The sequence below is a fragment of the Bradyrhizobium commune genome (assembly GCF_015624505.1).
GTDB lineage: Bacteria > Pseudomonadota > Alphaproteobacteria > Rhizobiales > Xanthobacteraceae > Bradyrhizobium > Bradyrhizobium commune.
This window is the reverse complement of record NZ_CP061379.1, coordinates 1,434,863-1,452,190: the sequence shown is the minus strand read 5'-3', so window position 1 is coordinate 1,452,190 and position 17,328 is coordinate 1,434,863. Positions and strand designations below refer to the sequence as shown.

The 17,328-nt window shown below is 61.0% G+C and carries 12 protein-coding genes and 1 pseudogene; 5 read left to right on the top strand and 8 right to left on the bottom strand.

The window, feature by feature from the left end:
• Positions 1-102 precede the first annotated feature (102 nt).
• The 6 genes and pseudogenes from IC761_RS06935 to IC761_RS06910 all read right to left on the bottom strand — a co-directional run bounded on the left by IC761_RS06935 (position 103) and on the right by IC761_RS06910 (position 10,889).
• Positions 103-1,362, bottom strand: coding sequence for an efflux RND transporter periplasmic adaptor subunit (locus tag IC761_RS06935; protein WP_195802522.1), 1,260 nt, complete (start codon positions 1,360-1,362; stop codon positions 103-105).
• Positions 1,359-4,550, bottom strand: a complete 3,192-nt coding sequence (locus IC761_RS06930; RefSeq protein ID WP_195802521.1) for an efflux RND transporter permease subunit — start codon at positions 4,548-4,550, stop codon at positions 1,359-1,361. Before IC761_RS06930 ends, IC761_RS06935 begins: the two co-directional genes overlap by 4 nt.
• 669 nt (positions 4,551-5,219) lie before the next feature.
• Positions 5,220-5,710 (bottom strand): annotated as a pseudogene (locus tag IC761_RS06925) (hypothetical protein).
• Positions 5,711-5,761: 51 nt separating this feature from the next.
• On the bottom strand, positions 5,762-6,457 hold the full coding sequence (locus tag IC761_RS06920) for a hypothetical protein (RefSeq protein ID WP_195802520.1): 696 nt from the start codon (positions 6,455-6,457) through the stop codon (positions 5,762-5,764).
• Between the two features lie 152 nt (positions 6,458-6,609).
• Positions 6,610-9,723, bottom strand: coding sequence for a multidrug efflux RND transporter permease subunit (locus IC761_RS06915; RefSeq protein WP_195802519.1), 3,114 nt, complete (start codon positions 9,721-9,723; stop codon positions 6,610-6,612).
• Positions 9,720-10,889 carry an efflux RND transporter periplasmic adaptor subunit gene (locus IC761_RS06910; RefSeq protein ID WP_195802518.1) on the bottom strand — a complete coding sequence of 390 codons (1,170 nt, stop codon included), beginning with the start codon at positions 10,887-10,889 and terminating at the stop codon, positions 9,720-9,722. The genes IC761_RS06915 and IC761_RS06910 overlap by 4 nt, the downstream gene beginning before the upstream one ends.
• A 215-nt stretch (positions 10,890-11,104) precedes the next feature.
• Between IC761_RS06910 and IC761_RS06905 the strand changes: the two genes are divergently transcribed.
• Together IC761_RS06905 and IC761_RS36140 are read left to right on the top strand one after the other, a co-directional pair.
• Positions 11,105-11,689, top strand: a complete 585-nt coding sequence (locus tag IC761_RS06905; protein WP_195802517.1) for a hypothetical protein — start codon at positions 11,105-11,107, stop codon at positions 11,687-11,689.
• A 46-nt stretch (positions 11,690-11,735) separates the two neighbouring features.
• Entirely contained in the window at positions 11,736-11,903 is a 168-nt protein-coding gene (locus IC761_RS36140; RefSeq protein ID WP_368367098.1) for a hypothetical protein, read from the top strand.
• Between the two features lie 276 nt (positions 11,904-12,179).
• Here IC761_RS36140 and IC761_RS06895 read toward each other — a convergent pair whose 3' ends face one another.
• Positions 12,180-12,989, bottom strand: a complete 810-nt coding sequence (locus tag IC761_RS06895; protein WP_195802516.1) for an alpha/beta fold hydrolase — start codon at positions 12,987-12,989, stop codon at positions 12,180-12,182.
• Between the two features lie 485 nt (positions 12,990-13,474).
• Between IC761_RS06895 and IC761_RS36235 the strand changes: the two genes are divergently transcribed.
• Positions 13,475-13,744, top strand: a complete 270-nt coding sequence (locus tag IC761_RS36235) for a hypothetical protein (protein WP_195802515.1) — start codon at positions 13,475-13,477, stop codon at positions 13,742-13,744.
• A 395-nt stretch (positions 13,745-14,139) separates the two neighbouring features.
• Here the strand turns inward: IC761_RS36235 and IC761_RS06885 are convergent, their stop codons facing one another.
• Positions 14,140-14,385, bottom strand: a complete 246-nt coding sequence (locus IC761_RS06885; RefSeq protein WP_195802514.1) for a hypothetical protein — start codon at positions 14,383-14,385, stop codon at positions 14,140-14,142.
• A gap of 825 nt (positions 14,386-15,210) precedes the next feature.
• On the opposite strand from IC761_RS06885, the gene IC761_RS06880 reads away from it, so the two are divergent.
• Entirely contained in the window at positions 15,211-15,891 is a 681-nt protein-coding gene (locus IC761_RS06880; protein WP_195802513.1) for a response regulator transcription factor, read from the top strand.
• A gap of 61 nt (positions 15,892-15,952) precedes the next feature.
• Positions 15,953-17,326: a sensor histidine kinase gene (locus IC761_RS06875; RefSeq protein WP_195802512.1), complete on the top strand. Its 1,374-nt coding sequence runs from the start codon at positions 15,953-15,955 to the stop codon at positions 17,324-17,326.
• The last annotated feature ends 2 nt before the right edge of the window (positions 17,327-17,328 follow it).

The window sequence follows — 17,328 nt, the reverse complement described above, 5'->3', positions numbered from 1 at the left end:
GTTGCGATGCGTCTCCCAGAAATCGCGGGTCTCGCCCTGCAACGCGCGATCTGGCACAGGCACGGAAGCGTCCCGACTTCTCTATCGAAACCGACTCGCGCGTCAGGATGTCGCTATCTGTAGGCTTGTTCGAACCCGCGCGCCTTCGGCCAGATCGACGCTGGGATTGAGGATCACCTGGTCGCCGCGCTTGACGCCGCTGTTCACCTCGACCTCGCGGCCGAGGTCGCGGACAATGCCGATCTTGCGCAGATGTACCACGCCACTCTCGACCACGGCGACTTGCAGGCCGCCCTGGTTGAAGATGACGGCATCAGCGGAAATCCTGAAGCTCGGCGTTTTGCGCGGGATATGGAGCTCGACGGTGCAGTAGATGCCCGACGACAGCGTTCTGTCGGGGTTCGGGATATCGACCTCGGTTAACAGCGTCCGGGTGCCTGGCTGCAGCGCGTCGGCGATCCGCGTCACGTTCCCCGGAAAGGCGCGGTCCGGGATTTCAGGCACGTGCACCACGGCGTCGATGCCGGGCTTCAGTCCAAATGCCGCATCCTGCGGCACGAACAGCTGGGTGCGGATCACATTGCCTTGCTGCAGGGTAAACATAAACGTGCTGGAGGTCGCGTCGGCCTGCACCAGGCTGCCGACATCGATATTGCGCTGGGTGATGACGCCCTCGAAAGGCGCGACGACGCGTTGATAGGCTTTCTGCTGTTGCAGCACTTGCAGTTGCGCCTGCTCCGCTGTGACATTGGACTGCGCCACTGAGACTGCCGCTTCCTGCGCCTTGAGCGTCTGCTCATCGATGGTGCCCTGCTGCGCCGTGACCCAGCCCTTGTCGACCAGCGGGCGGTCCCGGTCCCACGTCACCTTGGCCAGCTCACGGTTGGCCTCCGCCTGGGTCAGGGCCCATCTGAGCTGAGCCAAGGTCGCCTCGGCCTGCGCAATCTGGTGATCGAGCTCCGGCGCGACGATTTCGGCGAGCAGCTGGCCCTGCTTGACATGGTCTCCGATGTCGACCTCACGCTCGGCGATATAGCCGCTGGCGCGCGCGAAGATGTTGGCGCTGGCGAATGCCGAGGTCGTTGCAGGCAGGGTCACCAGGTCGATGTCGTCGCTCGGCTGGACCGCGGCAACGCGGACCTGCGGGATGAAGTCCTGCTCCTGCCTCGCGTTCGCATCGATCTGCCGTTGTTGTGCGTAATGACTCCAGGCGCCCGAGGCGAGGGCCGCCGTGGTCACAAGCACCAGGCCAAGGCCTGCGATGCTCGCTCCCCGACGCTTCTTGGCCGGTGACGCCTCCCTCTCCGCGTCCCGATCGGTCTCGCTGACTTGCTCGCTATCAAACGGTCCGTTGAAGTTCATTCCAGTACCTCGTCAAAAACCCCATGATGTTTCTTGCCGTCGTTGCCCTTGCGCAGCACCGCAAACAGGTAAGGCACGACTAGAAGCGTTGTCGGCGTGGCGAACAGGAGCCCGCCGATCACCGCGCGGGCCAGCGCGGCGTTCTGCTCTTCGCCGGCGGCTCCGATCGCCATTGGGATCATGCCGACGATCATGGCGGCCGCCGTCATCAGCACCGGACGGATTCTGGTGTGCCCCGCTTCGATCGCCGCCTCTAACGCGGTCTTTCCGGCGAGTTGCTGCTCGCGCGCGAACGTCACCAGCAGGATTGAGTTCGCGGAAGCCACACCCACGGCCATGATTGCTCCCATCAGCGAGGGTACGTTGAGGGTGGTTGCGGTAATGAACAGCATGGTCAGGATGCCGCACAGCGTCGCCGGCAACGCCAGGATGACGACGAAGGGATCGCCGAAATTCTGGTAGTTCACGACCATCAGGAGGTAGACGAACACGGCGGCGAACAGGAGGCCGATCCCGAGGTTGATGAAGGCACTGTTCATGCTCTCGATCTGGCCGATCACCTGGATGGTGTTGCCGGGCTTAAGCTCCTTCTGCAGATCGGCGACAATTTTGCTGATCTGGCTCGCGACGCTGCCGAGATCGCGGCCCTGGGCACTGGCATAGATCTCGTAGACCGGCTGGATGTTGGCTTGGTTGGCGTTGGTCGGAATGCTGGTACGCTTGAAGGTGGCAACATTGCTGAGCAGGCCCGGAATCGGCGTGTCCGTCTGGAACGACGTCAGCCCCGTGGAAACCGGCGTGTTCGCGAGATCGTTCAGCGAACCGATCTTGCTCTCGGGCGTCTGCACGGCGAAATAATAAGGAATGCCCGATTTCGGGTCAGTCCAGAAGTTCGGCGTGACTTGCGCCGACGAGCTCAGGCTGACATTGACGTTGGTCGCGATCGTACTCGCGTTCAACCCGAGCTGTGCGGCACGCGTGCGGTCGATATCGGCATAGAAGGCCGGGGCGTCGACCTCCTGCTGCAGATGCGCGTCAGCGATGCCGGGGATTGCTGCTATCCTCTGGCGCAGCTCATGCGCCACGCGAAGGTTGTTGGCCCGGTCATAGCCAACGGTGCGCACATCGATCTGCGCCGGCAATCCGAAATTGAGGATCTGGGTGACGATGTCTGCCGCCTGGAAGTAGAAAGTGTCTTCCGGGAATGCGGCAGACAGTACCTTGCGCAGCTTCCCAACATACTCGGCCGTCGGCCGGTGCCCTTCTTTCAGCGAAACCAGGATCACGCCGTCATTGACGCCGATGGTCGAGCCGTCGGTGAAAGCAAGGTTGTAGGAGCGTGCCGGCAGGCCGATATTGTCGACGATCAGCTCGCGCTCACTGTCCGGGATGACCTGGCGGATCTCGTTCTCGACCTCCTGGAAAATCCGCTCCGTGGTCTCGATCCGGCTTCCCGCCGGCGCACGCACGTGAAGCTGGATCTGCCCGCCGTCGATCGCGGGGAAGAAATCGCGGCCGACCAGCGGAAACAGCACGACGCCTAGCGCGAGCACGCCGATCATTCCGGCCGGAATGATGAAGCGATGCTGGACCAACCCGACGAGCGAGCGCGAATAGGCGTGGCGCATCGCCTCGAAATTGCGTTCGAAGGCCGCATGAAGGCGCCCGAACAGGCCGCGCGACGCCGCGCCGGGTGGCCCATGATGTTCGCTCTTGAGCAGCAATCCGATGACGATCGGCGTCAGTGTCCGCGACAGGCCGTAAGAGGCCAGCATCGCAAAGACCACGGCGAGCCCAAGCGGCGTGAACAGATATTTCGCCGGCCCGTCCAGGAATACGACGGACGTGAACACGCAACTGATCGCCAAGGTCGAGACCAGCGTCGGCACGGCGATGCCGGCCGCGCCGTGCAAGGTCGCCTGCGGCAGCGGCTGGCCTTCCTCGACGAGCAGGCGGTGGGTGTTCTCAATCGTGACGGTTGAATCATCGACGAGGATGCCGACGGCAAGCGCCAAGCCGCCAAGCGTCATCGTATTCAGCGTCTCGCCGAGGAAGGACAGCACGACCAGCGAAGTCAGAATCGAGAGTGGGATCGAGATCATGACCACCAGGGTCGACCGCCACGACCCCAGGAACAGCAGGATCATCAGCGCGGTCAGCCCGGCGGCGATCGCACCCTCGCGCAGCACACCCTCCACCGATTGCTTGACAAACACCGACTGGTCGAACAGCTCGTTGATCTGCATGCCTGCCGGTGCTGCGGCACGCGCCGTCTCGAGCGCCTTGTGCACGGCGTTCACGACGCTGACGGTCGAGGCATTGCCGTTCTTGACGATGCTGAGCAGGACCGAGCGCCGGCCGTTCTGGCGCACGACATTCTGCTGCACCAGCCAGCCGTCGTGAACCTGGCCGACGTCCTTCACGAAGATCGTAGCGCCATTCACCACCTTAATCGGGATATTGTTGAGATCGTCGATGGAGGCCGGGGTCGCGTTGGTCCGGACTACATACTGCTTGTCGCCGAACTTGGCGGTGCCGGCCGGCAGCGTCAGGTTCTGGGCGTTGACGGCATTCACCACGTCGAGCGGCGTCAGCCCTTTGGCCACAAGCTTCGTCGGATCGATATCGACCATGATCTGGCGGTATTTTCCACCTGATGGCGTCGGCAGCGTGATGCCCGGGATCGGCGCCAGCTGCTGGCGGATCCGGTAGATGCCGTAGTCATAGAGCTGCTGCTCGCTCAGCGTGTCTGAGCTCAGGCTGATCTGCAGCACCGGCACGCTGGAAGCATTGAACTGCACCACGACTGGTGGCTGAATGCCTGGCGGCATCAGCGCACGGATCGCGTTGGTTGCGGAAACAATCTGCGAGATCGCAAGGTCGAGATTCACGTCGGGCTGGAAGTAGATCTTCTGCACCGACAGACCAGCCATGGTCTGGGCTTCGATATTCTTGATGCCGTTGACGTTCGAGCTGATCGAATACTGGCTGTAGGTGGTGACGCGCTGCTCCATCTCGGGCGTGCTCAGCCCGGTGTAGCTCCAGATCACGGTGACAACGGGAATGTTGATTTCCGGAAATATGTCCGTTGGCATCCTGAACACGGTGACGGCACCGAGAAAGAGGATCAACGCCGCGGCGACATAGAAAGTATGCGGAAACCGCAAAGCGAAGCGAACAATACCCATTCTTTCCCGCTCCTCCGGGTTGGCCGTAACGCGGCCTGCGAGAGGCCTTTCTCGTTTCGCCCTGGAGCAGAGGCACTGCGCGAAAATGGCGCGCCAAATCAAGAAGTGCCGGCCTCAAAGCCACACGTGGACCGTTGCGGATCGCTCCGCTCGCCACCCTTTCAGGTTTCCTGGATATTTTTCTTGGCGGGCTCGACCGATGCTTTACCGACACCGGAGCACCCCTGCGGCAGATGTGGTCGCTGGCAAGCCCAATGGCAAATTACAACGGATTTAGTGATTGAAATTGAGCGCCGTTTTGCCCCAAACAGCAGTCTCTCTCGACCACAATCCGGTGATCTCATTCACGCTCTCGCTCAAGATAAGGCGAGGCCATCATGACGGATCGCAGCGGTTGCGGCCGCGCGGCCAGCCAAAAGAGCCGCGGTCACGGTACCGCCCCGAGCGCGGGCCGACTTGAGTCCAAGTCCGGCAATGGCGCAGTGGATGCCGGGTTTTCTTGTCTAGTCGAGTCCTATCCAGCCTCGGACGTCTTCGATCGAGTAGAACTCGTCGGCACCGTAGCTTGGGACAGCCGGGAAGGGGGCGCGCAGCATGTCTGCGAGAGCAGCCTTTCCAACTCCGGCCTGATCTCGGCCATGCTGACGGCCGGCTTGTTACGCTGGTCGCTCATTGGCTTTCCTCGATCTCTGCGGGCACGGCGACGATCATCGACTTCAGTGTGCGCGGGTGGACCATCATCACCAGCGCGACGTGAACGAGAACGAAGGCGACGATGCCGAACATGACGGCGAGGTGAATGCCGCGGGGCGATCGGATAGCCGCCGAACAACCCAGCCAGCCAGCCCAACTGCACCGGCTTCCAGATGGAGAGCCCGGTCATGACCTGCAGGATGACGGCAATGATGTGGTGCTTCAGGCGAAAGCGGAGCGCGGTCTGCGAACAGCAGCCACATCGCGCTCAGGTGCCAGGCCAGCGCGCCGCCCAGCCAGCCGCCGAGGCCGGTCCAGGCCGGGAATAGGAAGGGAAGGCTGGGCGAGGCGTTGTAGATTTCCCAGCCGCTGAAGATCATGCAGCCCATGGCATAGACGCCGATCCAGTGCATGATGCGGATCGCGGCCGCATGTGCCAGGCGGCGGCCCATTTCACGTTCTCCCATAGCGGATGTTCCTTCTCGCGGTGGAAAGCCTCGCGCGGCGCGGGAGTAGCGTCACATCGGTGGCTTCACGCCGTCGACGCCGACCGCGACCGTGTTCGCCACGAGACCCGAGCCGGTCTGCGTCGCCTTGACGAAAACATCGTTCCCTTTGGCCACCAGCGCCTTCGTGCCGGGCCGGAAGGTCACGATCGGAGCGGTCGGAGGCACCAGGACGTCCTGCTGGCCACCTTTGTAAGTGACGACAAGATGCGTGAGGCCACCCTGCGGCTGCGACGCGGCGACGTCGCCATTTGTCATCGTACTGTTCACCGTCGCCGCCGAGGTCGAGACGGCAGAGACATTGCCGTTCGTCATGCTGCTGCTGGTCTGCGCACCCCCAGAGAGCGTCGTATCGCGGATCTTATCCCAGGTGTAGTGGCCATCACCCGCGCCGCGCATCGAGGGCGGGAAGATCACGACCTCCAGCGCGATCTGCGTGCCGCTGACATCCTTGGTTGCAGTGCCGATGTAGCTGCCTTTCTCAACCTTGTTGAGGTTCGATTTCTCCACTTTCAAGTATGAGGTGTCGCCCGTCAGGGCAACGGTGACCGGTTTGTCCGCATGGGTATCGACGGTCACCGAGTCCGCGGTGGCCGATACTATGGTCCCGCGCACGCGCTCCGGCGTCTCTATCGCAGCGAGCGCTGCGGTTGAAGCAAGGGCGGTGGAAGCTGCAATCGCAAGGCAAAGGATTCGCTTCGGGCTCATGTCTTCTCCTTTGGAATTGTCGCGCACTGATAGGGACCTGCGTCATACAGGGTTACAATTTGGAATGGCGCACCGGAAATTCCATTAAATTGCGGTTTAGACAGTTTGCTTCGAATAGAATAGCGGAGCGAGCGCTATTGGAAGTGGGCGCATCACTCAGCAGGAAGCGCGGTGTTTTCGCTTTGAGCCCGCCCGCTCCTGAGCGTCGAAACCCAGATTCGAAGACGATCGAGGTAGAGATAGACCACCGGCGTCGTGTACAGGGTCAGCAGCTGCGACACGAGCAGGCCGCCCACGATGGTGTATCCGAGCGGCTGACGAAGTTCCGCGCCGACGCCGGTCCCGATCATCAGGGGTACCGCGCCCAGCAGTGCCGCCATCGTGGTCATGAGAATCGGGCGGAAGCGCAGCACGCAGGCTTTGTAGATGGCGTCTTCCGGCGAGAGATGCTGATGGCGTTCGGCCTCGAGTGCGAAATCGATCAGCATGATCGCGTTTTTCTTGACGATGCCGATGAGCAGGATGATTCCGATCAAGGCGATCACACTCAGGTCGATGCGAAATGCCATCAGGATCAGCAGCGCACCGATGCCGGCGGACGGCAGCGTCGAAAGGATCGTGATGGGATGAACGACGCTCTCGTACAGCACGCTTAGAATGATGTAGATGACGATGAGCGCCGCGGCGATCAGCACCGGCGTACTTGACAGCGATGACTGGAATGCCTGGGCGTTGCCCTGGAAGCTGGTGCTCAGGGAGAGCGGCTTACCCAGTTGCCGTTCCGCCTGCTGGATCGCAGCCACCGCATTGCCGATCGATGCTCCGGGCAGCAGGTTGAAGGAAATCGTGGTCGACGGGAACTGGCCCTGGTGGTTGACCACGATGGGCGCGACTTTCTCGACAGCCTTGACCAGTGTGTTCAGGGGCACCTGCTGCCCGCTGGACGAGGTAACGTAGATATCGCTTAAGGCGCCAGGCCCGAACTGAAACTCCGGCGAGACTTCAAGCACTACGTGATACTGGTTCTGCTGGGTGAGTATGGTCGAGACGATGCGCTGACCGAACGCGTCAGAGAGCGTATTGTCGACGGTCGCGGGCAGGATTCCGTGGCTCGAAGCAACGTCGCGATTGATGGTAATATCGAGCAGAGGGCCTGCGTTCTGCTGGTCGCTGGCGACATCGGCAATGCCGGGGATGCTCTTCAGCTTGTCGAGGAAGATCGATGACCAGTAATTGAGTTCGCCAGGGTCGGCGTCGACAAGCGTATATTGATATTGCGTTCTCGAAAGCCGTCCGCCAATGGTGATGTCCTGGGCCGCCTGCATATAAAGCGCAATCCCCTGAATGTGGGCGAGCTTTGACCGCAGCCGATTGATGACGTCGTCGGCACTGACGGTACGCTCGCCTTTCGGCTTCAGCGTGATGAATACTCGGCCGTTGTTCAACGTAGCCGTCGGGCCGCCAGGCCCGATATACGAGCCGACCGAGGCGACCGCAGGATCCCGAAGCACCGTATCGACCACCGCCTGCTGACGCTCGGACATCGCCGGGAAGGAGATATCCTGGGAAGCCTCGGTAATGCCGAAGATAAATCCAGTGTCCTGTTGCGGGAAGAAGCCCTTCGGAATGACGACGTAAAGGTATCCCGTCAGGGCAATCGTGGCCAGCAGGGTCATCAACGTGATGAACTGGTGACGCATCACGATCTTAAGTCCGCGCTCGTAAAGTGCGAGCAGGCCGTCGAATCCGCGTTCGAGTATCCCATAGAGGAGACCGTGCTCACGGCTCTCGGGTTTGAGCAGGCGCGAGCACATCATCGGCGTGAGTGTCAGTGAAATCACGAGCGACAGTACCAGCGCTACGCTGACAGTGATCGCGAATTCCCGAAACAGCAGTCCGACATAGCCGCCCATGAGGAACAACGGGATGAACACGGCGATCAATGACAGCGTGATCGACACAATGGTGAAGCCGATCTCACTTGCGCCGGTGAGCGCCGCCTGCATGGGCGAGAGACCGTCCTCGAGATGGCGGACGATGTTCTCGATGACCACGACCGCGTCGTCCACCACGAAACCGACAGCAATCGTCAACGCCATCAGCGACAAATTGTCGAGGCTATAGCCGAATTCGTAGAGCACTGCGAATGTGCCGATCAACGAGAGGGGAACGGTCACGGCTGGAATGATCGTCGCCCAGAAATTGCGCAGGAACACAAAGATCACCATGACCACCAGCGCGACCGTCAACACCAGTGTGAATTGCACGTCGCTGACCGAAGCGCGGATGGTCTGGGTACGATCCGACAAGATCGAAACCTTGATGTCGGAGGGAATCGATGCCTGCAGTTGAGGCAGCATCGCTTTGACGCGATCGACGGTCGCGATAACGTTGGCGCCCGGCTGACGCTGAATGGCGAGAATGACGGCTCGCTGGTGGTTGGACCACCCGGCGAGGAGATCGTTTTCGGGCGCGCTGATTGCTTTGCCGATGTCGCTCACCCGCACCGCCGAGCCATTGCGATAGGCGACGATCAGGGAGTTATAGGCATCCGGAGTTGCCAGCTGATCGTTGGTGTTGAGCGTGTAGGTCTTGCGCGGGCTGTTGAGGGTGCCCTTCGGCAGATCGACATTGGCCTGGCTAACCACATTGCGCACGTCTTCAAGGCCGATCCCGCGCGACGCGAGCGCCTGTGGATTGACCTGTATCCGTATCGCCGGCTTTTGCTGGCCGCCGATGCCGACGAGACCCACCCCGGAAATCTGGGAGATTTTCTGCAGCAGGATGTTCTCGGCATAGGCGTCGACCGTGGTCATCGGCAGCGTATTGGACGTCAGGGCGAGCAGAAGAACTGGTGCGTCTGCCGGATTGACCTTGCGGATGGTTGGCGGAAAGATCATGGCGGGTGGCAACTGCCCGCTGGCGGCATTGATCGCGGCCAACGCATCCGTTGCAGCTCCCTCTATGTCGCGGTTGAGGTCGAACTGCAACGTGATCGCAGTGGTCCCAAGCGCGCTCGAGGAGGTCATCTGGATAAGGCCAGGAATTTGGCCAAACTGCTCCTCGAGCGGCGTTGCGACCGACGACGCAATGGTCTGGGGATCGGCGCCCGGCAGTTGGGCTGTAACCGACAGGGTCGGATAATTCACGTTCGGTAACGCCGCGACCGGCAGCAGCGGGTAGGCTGCAAGGCCGAGCAGCAACAAGCCGACCATCAGCATTGAGGTCGCGATCGGCCGCGTGATGAATGGCGCGGAAATGTTCATGGGATGGCAATCTGCTGGGCACTCTGGGCGGCGGCCTCGGCTGCTGCCTTGCCATGCAGGATGGTGACATGGCTTCCGGGTTGCAGCTTGTATTGCCCGTCGACGACAACCTGTTCGTTCGCGGCAAGTCCGCTATCGATCAGCGCCTGACCGTTGCTGGTTTGCCCAACCGCAATCGTTCGCGCTTCGACAGTGTTGTCGGGTTTGATTACGTAGGCATAGAAGCCCTGCTGGCCCTGCTGAACGGCTCCGGCCGGAACCGTCAATCCATTATGTCGCGTATCCAGTAGCAGCCGCGCATTGACCAGTTCCCCCGGCCACAGCCGATGCGCGGTGTTTGGAAATTCGGCCTTGAGCTGGACCGCGCCGGTGGTCTGCAGAATCTCGTTATTGATGAGATCGACCTTGCCGATATCAAGCTGGATCTTGTCGTCCTGGCTGTAGGCAAGAACCTTTAGCGGAGTCTGGCTCGCGGCCATCTGTTGTTGGATTTGCGGCAGATCCGTTTCGGGAAGCGTAAAGATCAGCGAGATCGGTTCGATCTGGGTCACGACAACCAGACCATTGGCATCGCTCGGGTGGATGATGTTGCCTACGTCGACCTGCCGCACGCCGGTGATGCCCGTGATCGGTGACGTCAATCGGGTATATCCAAGCTGGACCTGCGCCTGTTCGATCAGTGCGTCATCGGATTTGACGGCGTTTTGCAGCTGCGCCACCTGTGCCTTCTGGGTGTCGAGGAGTTGCGGCGTCGCGTATCCTTTGCCCTCCAGTTGCGTGTAGCGACCGAGGTTGGCGAGCGCGTTTGTCAGCTGTGCCTGATCGCGATCGCGTGTCGCCGTCACTTGGTCGAGCTGCGCCTGGAAGGGATGCGGATCGATCTGGGCCAGCAGATCGCCGGCGCGAACCGCCTTGCCTTCGGTGAATGCGATTTGCGTCAGCTGTCCCTGAATCTGGCTGCGCACGATATCGGTGTTGTAGGCGATGACGGTGCCGATACCGCGCAGATAGACCGGCACGTCCTGGGTGCTGACGGTTCCGGCGACGACCGGCATCGAAGGCGCCGGCGCTTGCTGCGGTCGCGGTGACGCCTTTTGCGTAACGGCAAACGCGGCGCCTCCGATCACGATGACAACGATGGCAGCAACGGAGGTCCTCAAACGCATGGATGTCGCTCCTATGAACGTGGTGTCAGCAGCCAGAAGACATCGATGATCCCGGCATCGTCGACGTTCCCGTCGGACATGGCACCGCGCTCGCCCCGGTCGGCACGACGGTCGACTGGTTCTGCGTAGGATCCGGCAATGGACTGAGGCCGCCCGTTCCGAGCTCGGTGGATCCCATCGGAATTCCGACGCGCCCGACGGTGCTACGCGAGCCGATGGTTGGAGACGAAGCCGATGTGGTTGGACTGGACGATGGGGTCGCGGCGGTCCCGCAGGTACCCGACGCGGTTCCGGCGATCCCGGTGCCGTCGAACAGCGGGGTCGGTGCCGAGGTTCCGGATATCGCCCCCGTTGCCGAAGATTCTCCCGGGAGCGAACCGGGGGCTCCGCTTGGCGAATTTCCCGTGCCGGTAGTTGTTGTCTGCATCGTCCCCATGGTGCTGGAGCACGCCGAGGGCGTCGTCGTTGTCATCGAGGTTGGGGCGGAGGAACTTGACGACATCGGACTGACGCCCGGCGTCGCAAGCTCGGTGGCCCCGAGTGGAACGCCGGTCACGCCGACCGGCGCCGCGGCACCGATTCCTAGCGGCGATGTCATGCCCAGCGGCGCGGTGCCCATGCCAACCTGTGCGAAAGCGGCGCCAAAGTCACACAACGACCAGACGGTCGCGGCGACCAAGATCCCTTTCGCAGTCTTTTGTGCGTTACGGTTCTTCATTTCGGATCTCCGCTATTCTCATGGCTTTCTTTCTGGGGCGTGGAATCGGTCGGCTGGACTCACCGGACCGAGACCGCGATGATGACATCGACATTGCCGCGGATCGCATTCGAGTACGGGCAGATCGCATGAGCACCCTCGACGAGCCGTTCAGCCGTCTGTTGGTCGATGCCGGCAATGGTTACCGCAAGCGCGGCGACCACCACGAAGCCTTTGCCATTTCGACCAAGGTCGATCCTGGCGGCGACGTGATATTGTCATCGGCAAAGCGGTGGCCGCCATCCCGGCTCACATGAAGAAGCGCATTCTCGAAGCAGGCTGCACATCGCCGTTCGGGATTGGTCGCATCGCCCCTTCCGCCAAGCGCCCGGGGCGGTGCGAGTTTGAGGTCGAGGAGACCGTCTTCGCTGAGGATCGATCCGTGACGGCCTCCACTCGCCGTGACTTTTGTGGAATATAGAGCAGCCATAGTGCACATGCCTTCTTCGTTGGGGTTCGTTGATTGGGGACCGCTCGTCCGGACCGTCGTCGCGCCAGGTCGGCGAACAGCCGCGCACGAGAACGTCCAGTTGCTAGGCGGGGTGTCCGCCCGCGGCTTCCAGGATCAGCTGGGTGATTTCGTCCGGTTGGGATATCAGCGACAGGTGACTGGCCTTTACTTCAATGGTCTTGGCGCCCATGCGCTTGGCCATGAAGCGTTCGAGATCTGGATTGATCGTCCGGTCTTCCGTGGAAACGGCATAGAAGCTTGGCTTCGACCTCCAGGCCGCATGCGTCGTCTTGCCCGTGAGCAGAGCCTTGTGGAATGGCTCTTGGACCGCATAGAGGACCTTCGCCTTCGCTTCCGGCAGGTCGCCCGCGAAATCGCGCAAGAACGCGGCTTCGCTGAGACGACCCTCATCGCCGTCGAAGACAATCCCGGCTGACGCGGGTGGCGTCGGAAATCTCTTGGCCAACGCCGCGTAATCCTCGCCCGCATCCGGCGCCCGCGCCGCTACATAGACCAGAGCCGACACGTTGGGATGCTGACCTGCCTCTGTAACGATCATTCCCGAGAAGGAGTGCCCAACCAGGACCGTCGGACCATCCTGCCGCGCCAGCACGCGCTCCGCCGAGGCTACCGCGTCAGGCAACGTTGTCAGCGGGTTTTGTACAGCCGTGGCATTAAGCCCCGCTGCCTGCAATCGTGCGATCACCTCGGACCAGGATGACCCGTCGGCGAACAGCCCGTGCACAAGGACGACGTTTCGGGCCTTCGGCGCCGGCTGTGCAGCCGCGGCGGTGCCCTGGATAAGAGTGCTTGCCGCCCCCGCAGCCACCATGCTCACGAATGCGCGTCGATTGATTGGATGTCTCTGCCGAAGATCGTCCTGGCTGTTCATAGAAGTTTTCCTTTGAGTTGGCGTTGGCTACATGGAAAGTTTGAGTTTCGTGAGAGTCGATTGCAGATCTTCCTATTGCCCTTGGCTTTCTGGCTGGTTTGGCTCGGCACCGATGAGTGTCGGCGGCCAACAACGTCTCGAATGAGAGCGCAACAGCACCTTGAGAGCTCGAACAAATGAACTTGCAACGCCTGAGCTACGAATGTTGACGAGGCGTCCTCCCTAAATTGGACGTCAGGGAAGTCACTATCAATTGAGGCGGCTTCTGTTCGGTGGCCATCGGTCCGGATCAGCGCGAAATCGATCCAGGCCGATGGCAAAGAACTGCGCAGGGATCAGCTGCAGCTTAGGGGCAACGGCTGATCGGGGTGAAGGTAGTACCAGTCGTAGCAATCGGAATCGCCGTAGTAGTATCCATAGCCGGGCGAGTATCTGCCGGAGCGATGCATAGCGTGGTAGCCAATGCCCGTACCGTAAGGACGGGGATGATCGCCAACCCCGAGGTGATCGCCACCGACTCTGGCAATACCACCAGGCATCGCCGCGCCGCCGACATGGATGCCTCCGCCGAGCCCTCCCAAATGGGTGCCGCCTATGCGCGCCCCTCCGCCAAAGCCGCCAAGATGAGCGCCCCCGCCAAAACCGCCGACGTGCGCGCCTCCGCCAAATCCGCCCATGTGCCCGCCACCGCCGAAACCTCCGCCGCCGTGACCGCCACCGCCACCGCCCCGCGCATCGGCCGCGCCGACAGCTAGTGTTGAGGCAAGCGCAGCTGTTGCTAGGATCATCATCACTCGTTTCATCGGGCTAACTCCTTCTCTGTTCATGAATTTAGTGGCCAATGCGAGACACGTGCGTCGCAGCGCCACCAAACCATGCGATGAGCGGAAGAGTAGGAGCGATCGGCGGCCGTGCCATTAAATTCGCTTTCAGCAAGCTGGAGCACGGCTTATCCCGACCGGTTGAAGAAGCCTTTGCTGCCGGCGATGTGCATCGTCGCTCATCGTTATCTTGGAAGAAAGAGAGCGGGCTGAAACGCCTTTCAGCCCGCCCTTTGATTGATCGATGCCTGCGCTGCAGGACGCTGCTTCACAAGCGCGCGAAAAGCCGTGAGACGCCTCGCCGGGGCAAACGCGCGCGGGATCGCAAACTAGAGCGCGCCTGTCCCAGGCTCGCAAGGAACGTTGTTGCCGGTCCACGGGGCCGTCGCAAATGCACCGACACGCGGCGCCGGAACGCAAGCAGGTTCGTTCACATTAAAGGGCACTTCCGGTGCGGCAGCATTGGCTTCCACGGCAGCCCGCCGTGAGGCGACGCCGCTTTCGCGCGCCATGGCGGGCGTAGCGAGCATTGCTACCGCAATCAGTCCAGTCGACAGTAGTTTGAGATTGGTCATTTGAGCTTCTCCGTTGAAAACAGCAGGCCGAACGAGAGACGGCCCCTCTAGGCAAATGGGATCGATCGCGGAGCAGCCAAACGCACGAGTTGCTCACGCCGCTTCAATGCGGCGTGAGATGGAAATATGCGAAGCAAGGCCCGCGATCCAAGTCGGTGTACGTGTGCTTGTTTCGGACCTCGCTCTATCGGACACACATCAACCCGCTGTCTGCGTAGCGAGGGCCGTGGGCGCAAATCCGACGCACTGCGGTTGCGCGACCGCACATAGAGTGTCAGACGAACCGCGAAGACTTTTCAGAATCGCAGTTCGTAAACTCAAAGGAGAATACAACGACCATCAAGAAAATCAGGTCGCGTTTGGCTGCAGCTGATCAATGCATGGGGGGCGCTTTGGGTAGTGATCGTCAACATTGCCCCAAATGGCGGCTCGTTCTGTTGATCGGTTGCCGACGAACAGAAGCCGCTGACAGAAAGATTTCGTCGAATATCGAATTCAGGGTTCGGAGTGGTGGCGGTCTCGGAAGACGCGCGCAGCGCTGCTCGAGCAAACGCGGGGCGGCTCGCTCCCGATGCCCTAAGCTCTTTAAATCGCTATTTAATGGCAGCGTCCCGGAAGAGAAGTATGTCTCTACAGGCAGCCGTGCCGTGCTTTGCCGAGGCGGCGTAGCGACCCGGAGGCGCTACTTTGCCGAGGTCGGTGGGGTGGCTGGTCCGGCTCATTCAAGTTCAGCTATCTTGGTGGTGACCTGTGACTTTGCCAACCAGCGAGCATATGATTTCCTGCCAATTGGCGAGAGGCCTTGAAATATTTGAGACCGAGCTGATGACGAAGGTTCTTCTGATCGAGGACGACGGCGGAACGGCCGAGGAGATCGTTGCCGAGCTGACTGAGCTCGGCTTTGAGGTCGAATGGTCATCGAACGGGATCGACGGGCTCGACAAGGCGCGTACGATTCATCCTGATGCCCTGATTGTCGATCGCATGCTCCCTGGTATGGACGGCCTTACGATCATTGAGGCGTTGCGGAAGGACCAGATCAGCACGCCGGTCCTGGTGCTGAGTGCACTCGGCGCTGTCGACGATCGGGTGCGGGGCTTACGAAGCGGCGGAGACGACTATCTTACGAAGCCCTTTGCAGTCGTCGAACTCGTTGCAAGAATAGAAGCCCTCCTTCGTCGTCCGGCGGACACCCGTGAGACGACGTTGCGGGTCGGGCCTCTGGAACTCGATTTAATCGAGCGCACGGCGCGGCGCGGCGCGCGCGAGATTGATCTCTTGCCGCGTGAATTCCGTCTCCTTGAATACATGATGCGGCGATGCGATCAATTGCTGACACGGGCAATGTTGCTCGAGGAAGTCTGGAATTACAAGTTTGTTCCGGCCACAACTAATCTCGTCGACGTGCATATGGGTCGGTTGCGGCACAAGGTTGATGGTCCTGGAGAGCCGCAGATGATTCAGAATGTCCGCGGCTCCGGATTCGTTCTGCGGGACCAGCAATAGGCGTCGCCAGGGACATGGCCTAGCGATCGGATGAGGCACGAACAGCGGTCCGGCCAGATCAATGAGCCAGCTCCAATTCATACGCTCGAACACTTTCCGCTGGGCCTCGGCGGTTGCCGCAGTATTCGCGGTATTCGTCATCGCGCTGTTCGGTTTCATCTATTGGGAGATTGACGCATATTTGATCGCGCGATCCGATCGCATGATCAACATGCAGCTCAATTTCATGGCGACGCTACCGCAGGGCCGCCGCATCGACGCAATCTCAGACCATCTCGGCCAAGATTCTCGAGGCGTTCAGTTCGCTGGATTGTTTGATTCTGCGGGGTATCGCCTTGCCGGCAACCTCCAAGACCTGCCGCAGGGCTTTAGGGTCGATGGAACGGTACAAGCCACACGGATGGGGCGAGTTCAACCACCAAGTGGTGATCCAGTGATTCGATTGGTAGGCAGGCGTCTGGGAAACGGCGATGTCGTTGTCATCGGACGAAATGTCGACGAGACGCGCGAGATCTCGAGCGTTGTAGGACAGGCTCTCGCGCTTGGGCTTCTGCCCGCGCTTTGCCTTTGCCTGTTGGCGGGAGCCTGGTTGAGCGTGCGCGCTCAAAGGCGCGTCGAGGAGGTCAATCAGCGGGTACAGCGCATCATTGCTGGTGACCTGCGCGAGCGTCTTCCACATCGGGATATCGACGAGCCGTTCTCCAGGCTGGCCGCGATCGTGAACGGGATGCTCGATGAAATGGAAGCGATGATCAACGCACTGGCCGGCGTCGGAAATGATATTGCCCATGACCTGCGAACCCCATTGACCCGCGCTCGACTGGCCCTGGAACGGGGGCGGACACACGCGACGACGCTGGAGCAACTCCAGGCCGTCGCGGACAAGGCGATCGGAGGCATCGATCAGTCTCTTGCGATCATCACTGCGCTATTGCGACTGACAGAAATAGAGAACAGCCGCCGTTCCGCGGGCTTCGGCGATGTTGCTCTCCATGAGATCCTGCGGGAGGTGTGTGACGTCTACGAACCGATCGCCGAGGACAAGGGCATCGACCTCGGCGTCGACATCGAGCGCAGGCTGCACGCCTGGGGCGATCGTGATCTGTTGTTCGAGGCCATCGCCAATCTCGTGGATAATGCGATCAAGTTCTCGCCGGCCGGCGGCAAGGTGGGCCTTGAGCTGTTGCGCGGCGAGAAGTCGACCATCGTGCGTGTGACCGACACTGGACCGGGTATCGGCGAGCAGGAGCGTGAAGCTGTCTTGCGGCGGTTCTACCGTTCCGACAAGATGCGCAACGCTCCGGGTGTCGGGCTAGGATTGAGCCTTGTGGCGGCAATCGTTAAGTTGCATGATTTTCGGCTGATCATCCATCCCGGTCCTGGGGGCGGATTAGAAATCGTATGCGCTGACCAGCAGGGCAAATCGGAAAAATAGCC

Bases quoted from the DNA above. Each gene is read 5' to 3' on its own strand.
- IC761_RS06880 (WP_195802513.1), top strand. From the start codon at position 15,211: ATGACGAAGGTTCTTCTGATCGAGGACGACGGCGGAACGGCCGAGGAG.
- IC761_RS06920 (WP_195802520.1), bottom strand. From the start codon at position 6,457: ATGAGCCCGAAGCGAATCCTTTGCCTTGCGATTGCAGCTTCCACCGCC.
- IC761_RS06875 (WP_195802512.1), top strand. From the start codon at position 15,953: ATGAGCCAGCTCCAATTCATACGCTCGAACACTTTCCGCTGGGCCTCG.
- IC761_RS06930 (WP_195802521.1), bottom strand. From the start codon at position 4,550: ATGGGTATTGTTCGCTTCGCTTTGCGGTTTCCGCATACTTTCTATGTC.
- IC761_RS06915 (WP_195802519.1), bottom strand. From the start codon at position 9,723: ATGAACATTTCCGCGCCATTCATCACGCGGCCGATCGCGACCTCAATG.
- IC761_RS06905 (WP_195802517.1), top strand. From the start codon at position 11,105: ATGGTTGGAGACGAAGCCGATGTGGTTGGACTGGACGATGGGGTCGCG.
- IC761_RS36140 (WP_368367098.1), top strand. From the start codon at position 11,736: ATGAGCACCCTCGACGAGCCGTTCAGCCGTCTGTTGGTCGATGCCGGC.
- IC761_RS06935 (WP_195802522.1), bottom strand. From the start codon at position 1,362: ATGAACTTCAACGGACCGTTTGATAGCGAGCAAGTCAGCGAGACCGAT.
- IC761_RS06910 (WP_195802518.1), bottom strand. From the start codon at position 10,889: ATGCGTTTGAGGACCTCCGTTGCTGCCATCGTTGTCATCGTGATCGGA.
- IC761_RS06895 (WP_195802516.1), bottom strand. From the start codon at position 12,989: ATGAACAGCCAGGACGATCTTCGGCAGAGACATCCAATCAATCGACGC.
- IC761_RS06885 (WP_195802514.1), bottom strand. From the start codon at position 14,385: ATGACCAATCTCAAACTACTGTCGACTGGACTGATTGCGGTAGCAATG.
- IC761_RS36235 (WP_195802515.1), top strand. From the start codon at position 13,475: ATGATCGCCAACCCCGAGGTGATCGCCACCGACTCTGGCAATACCACC.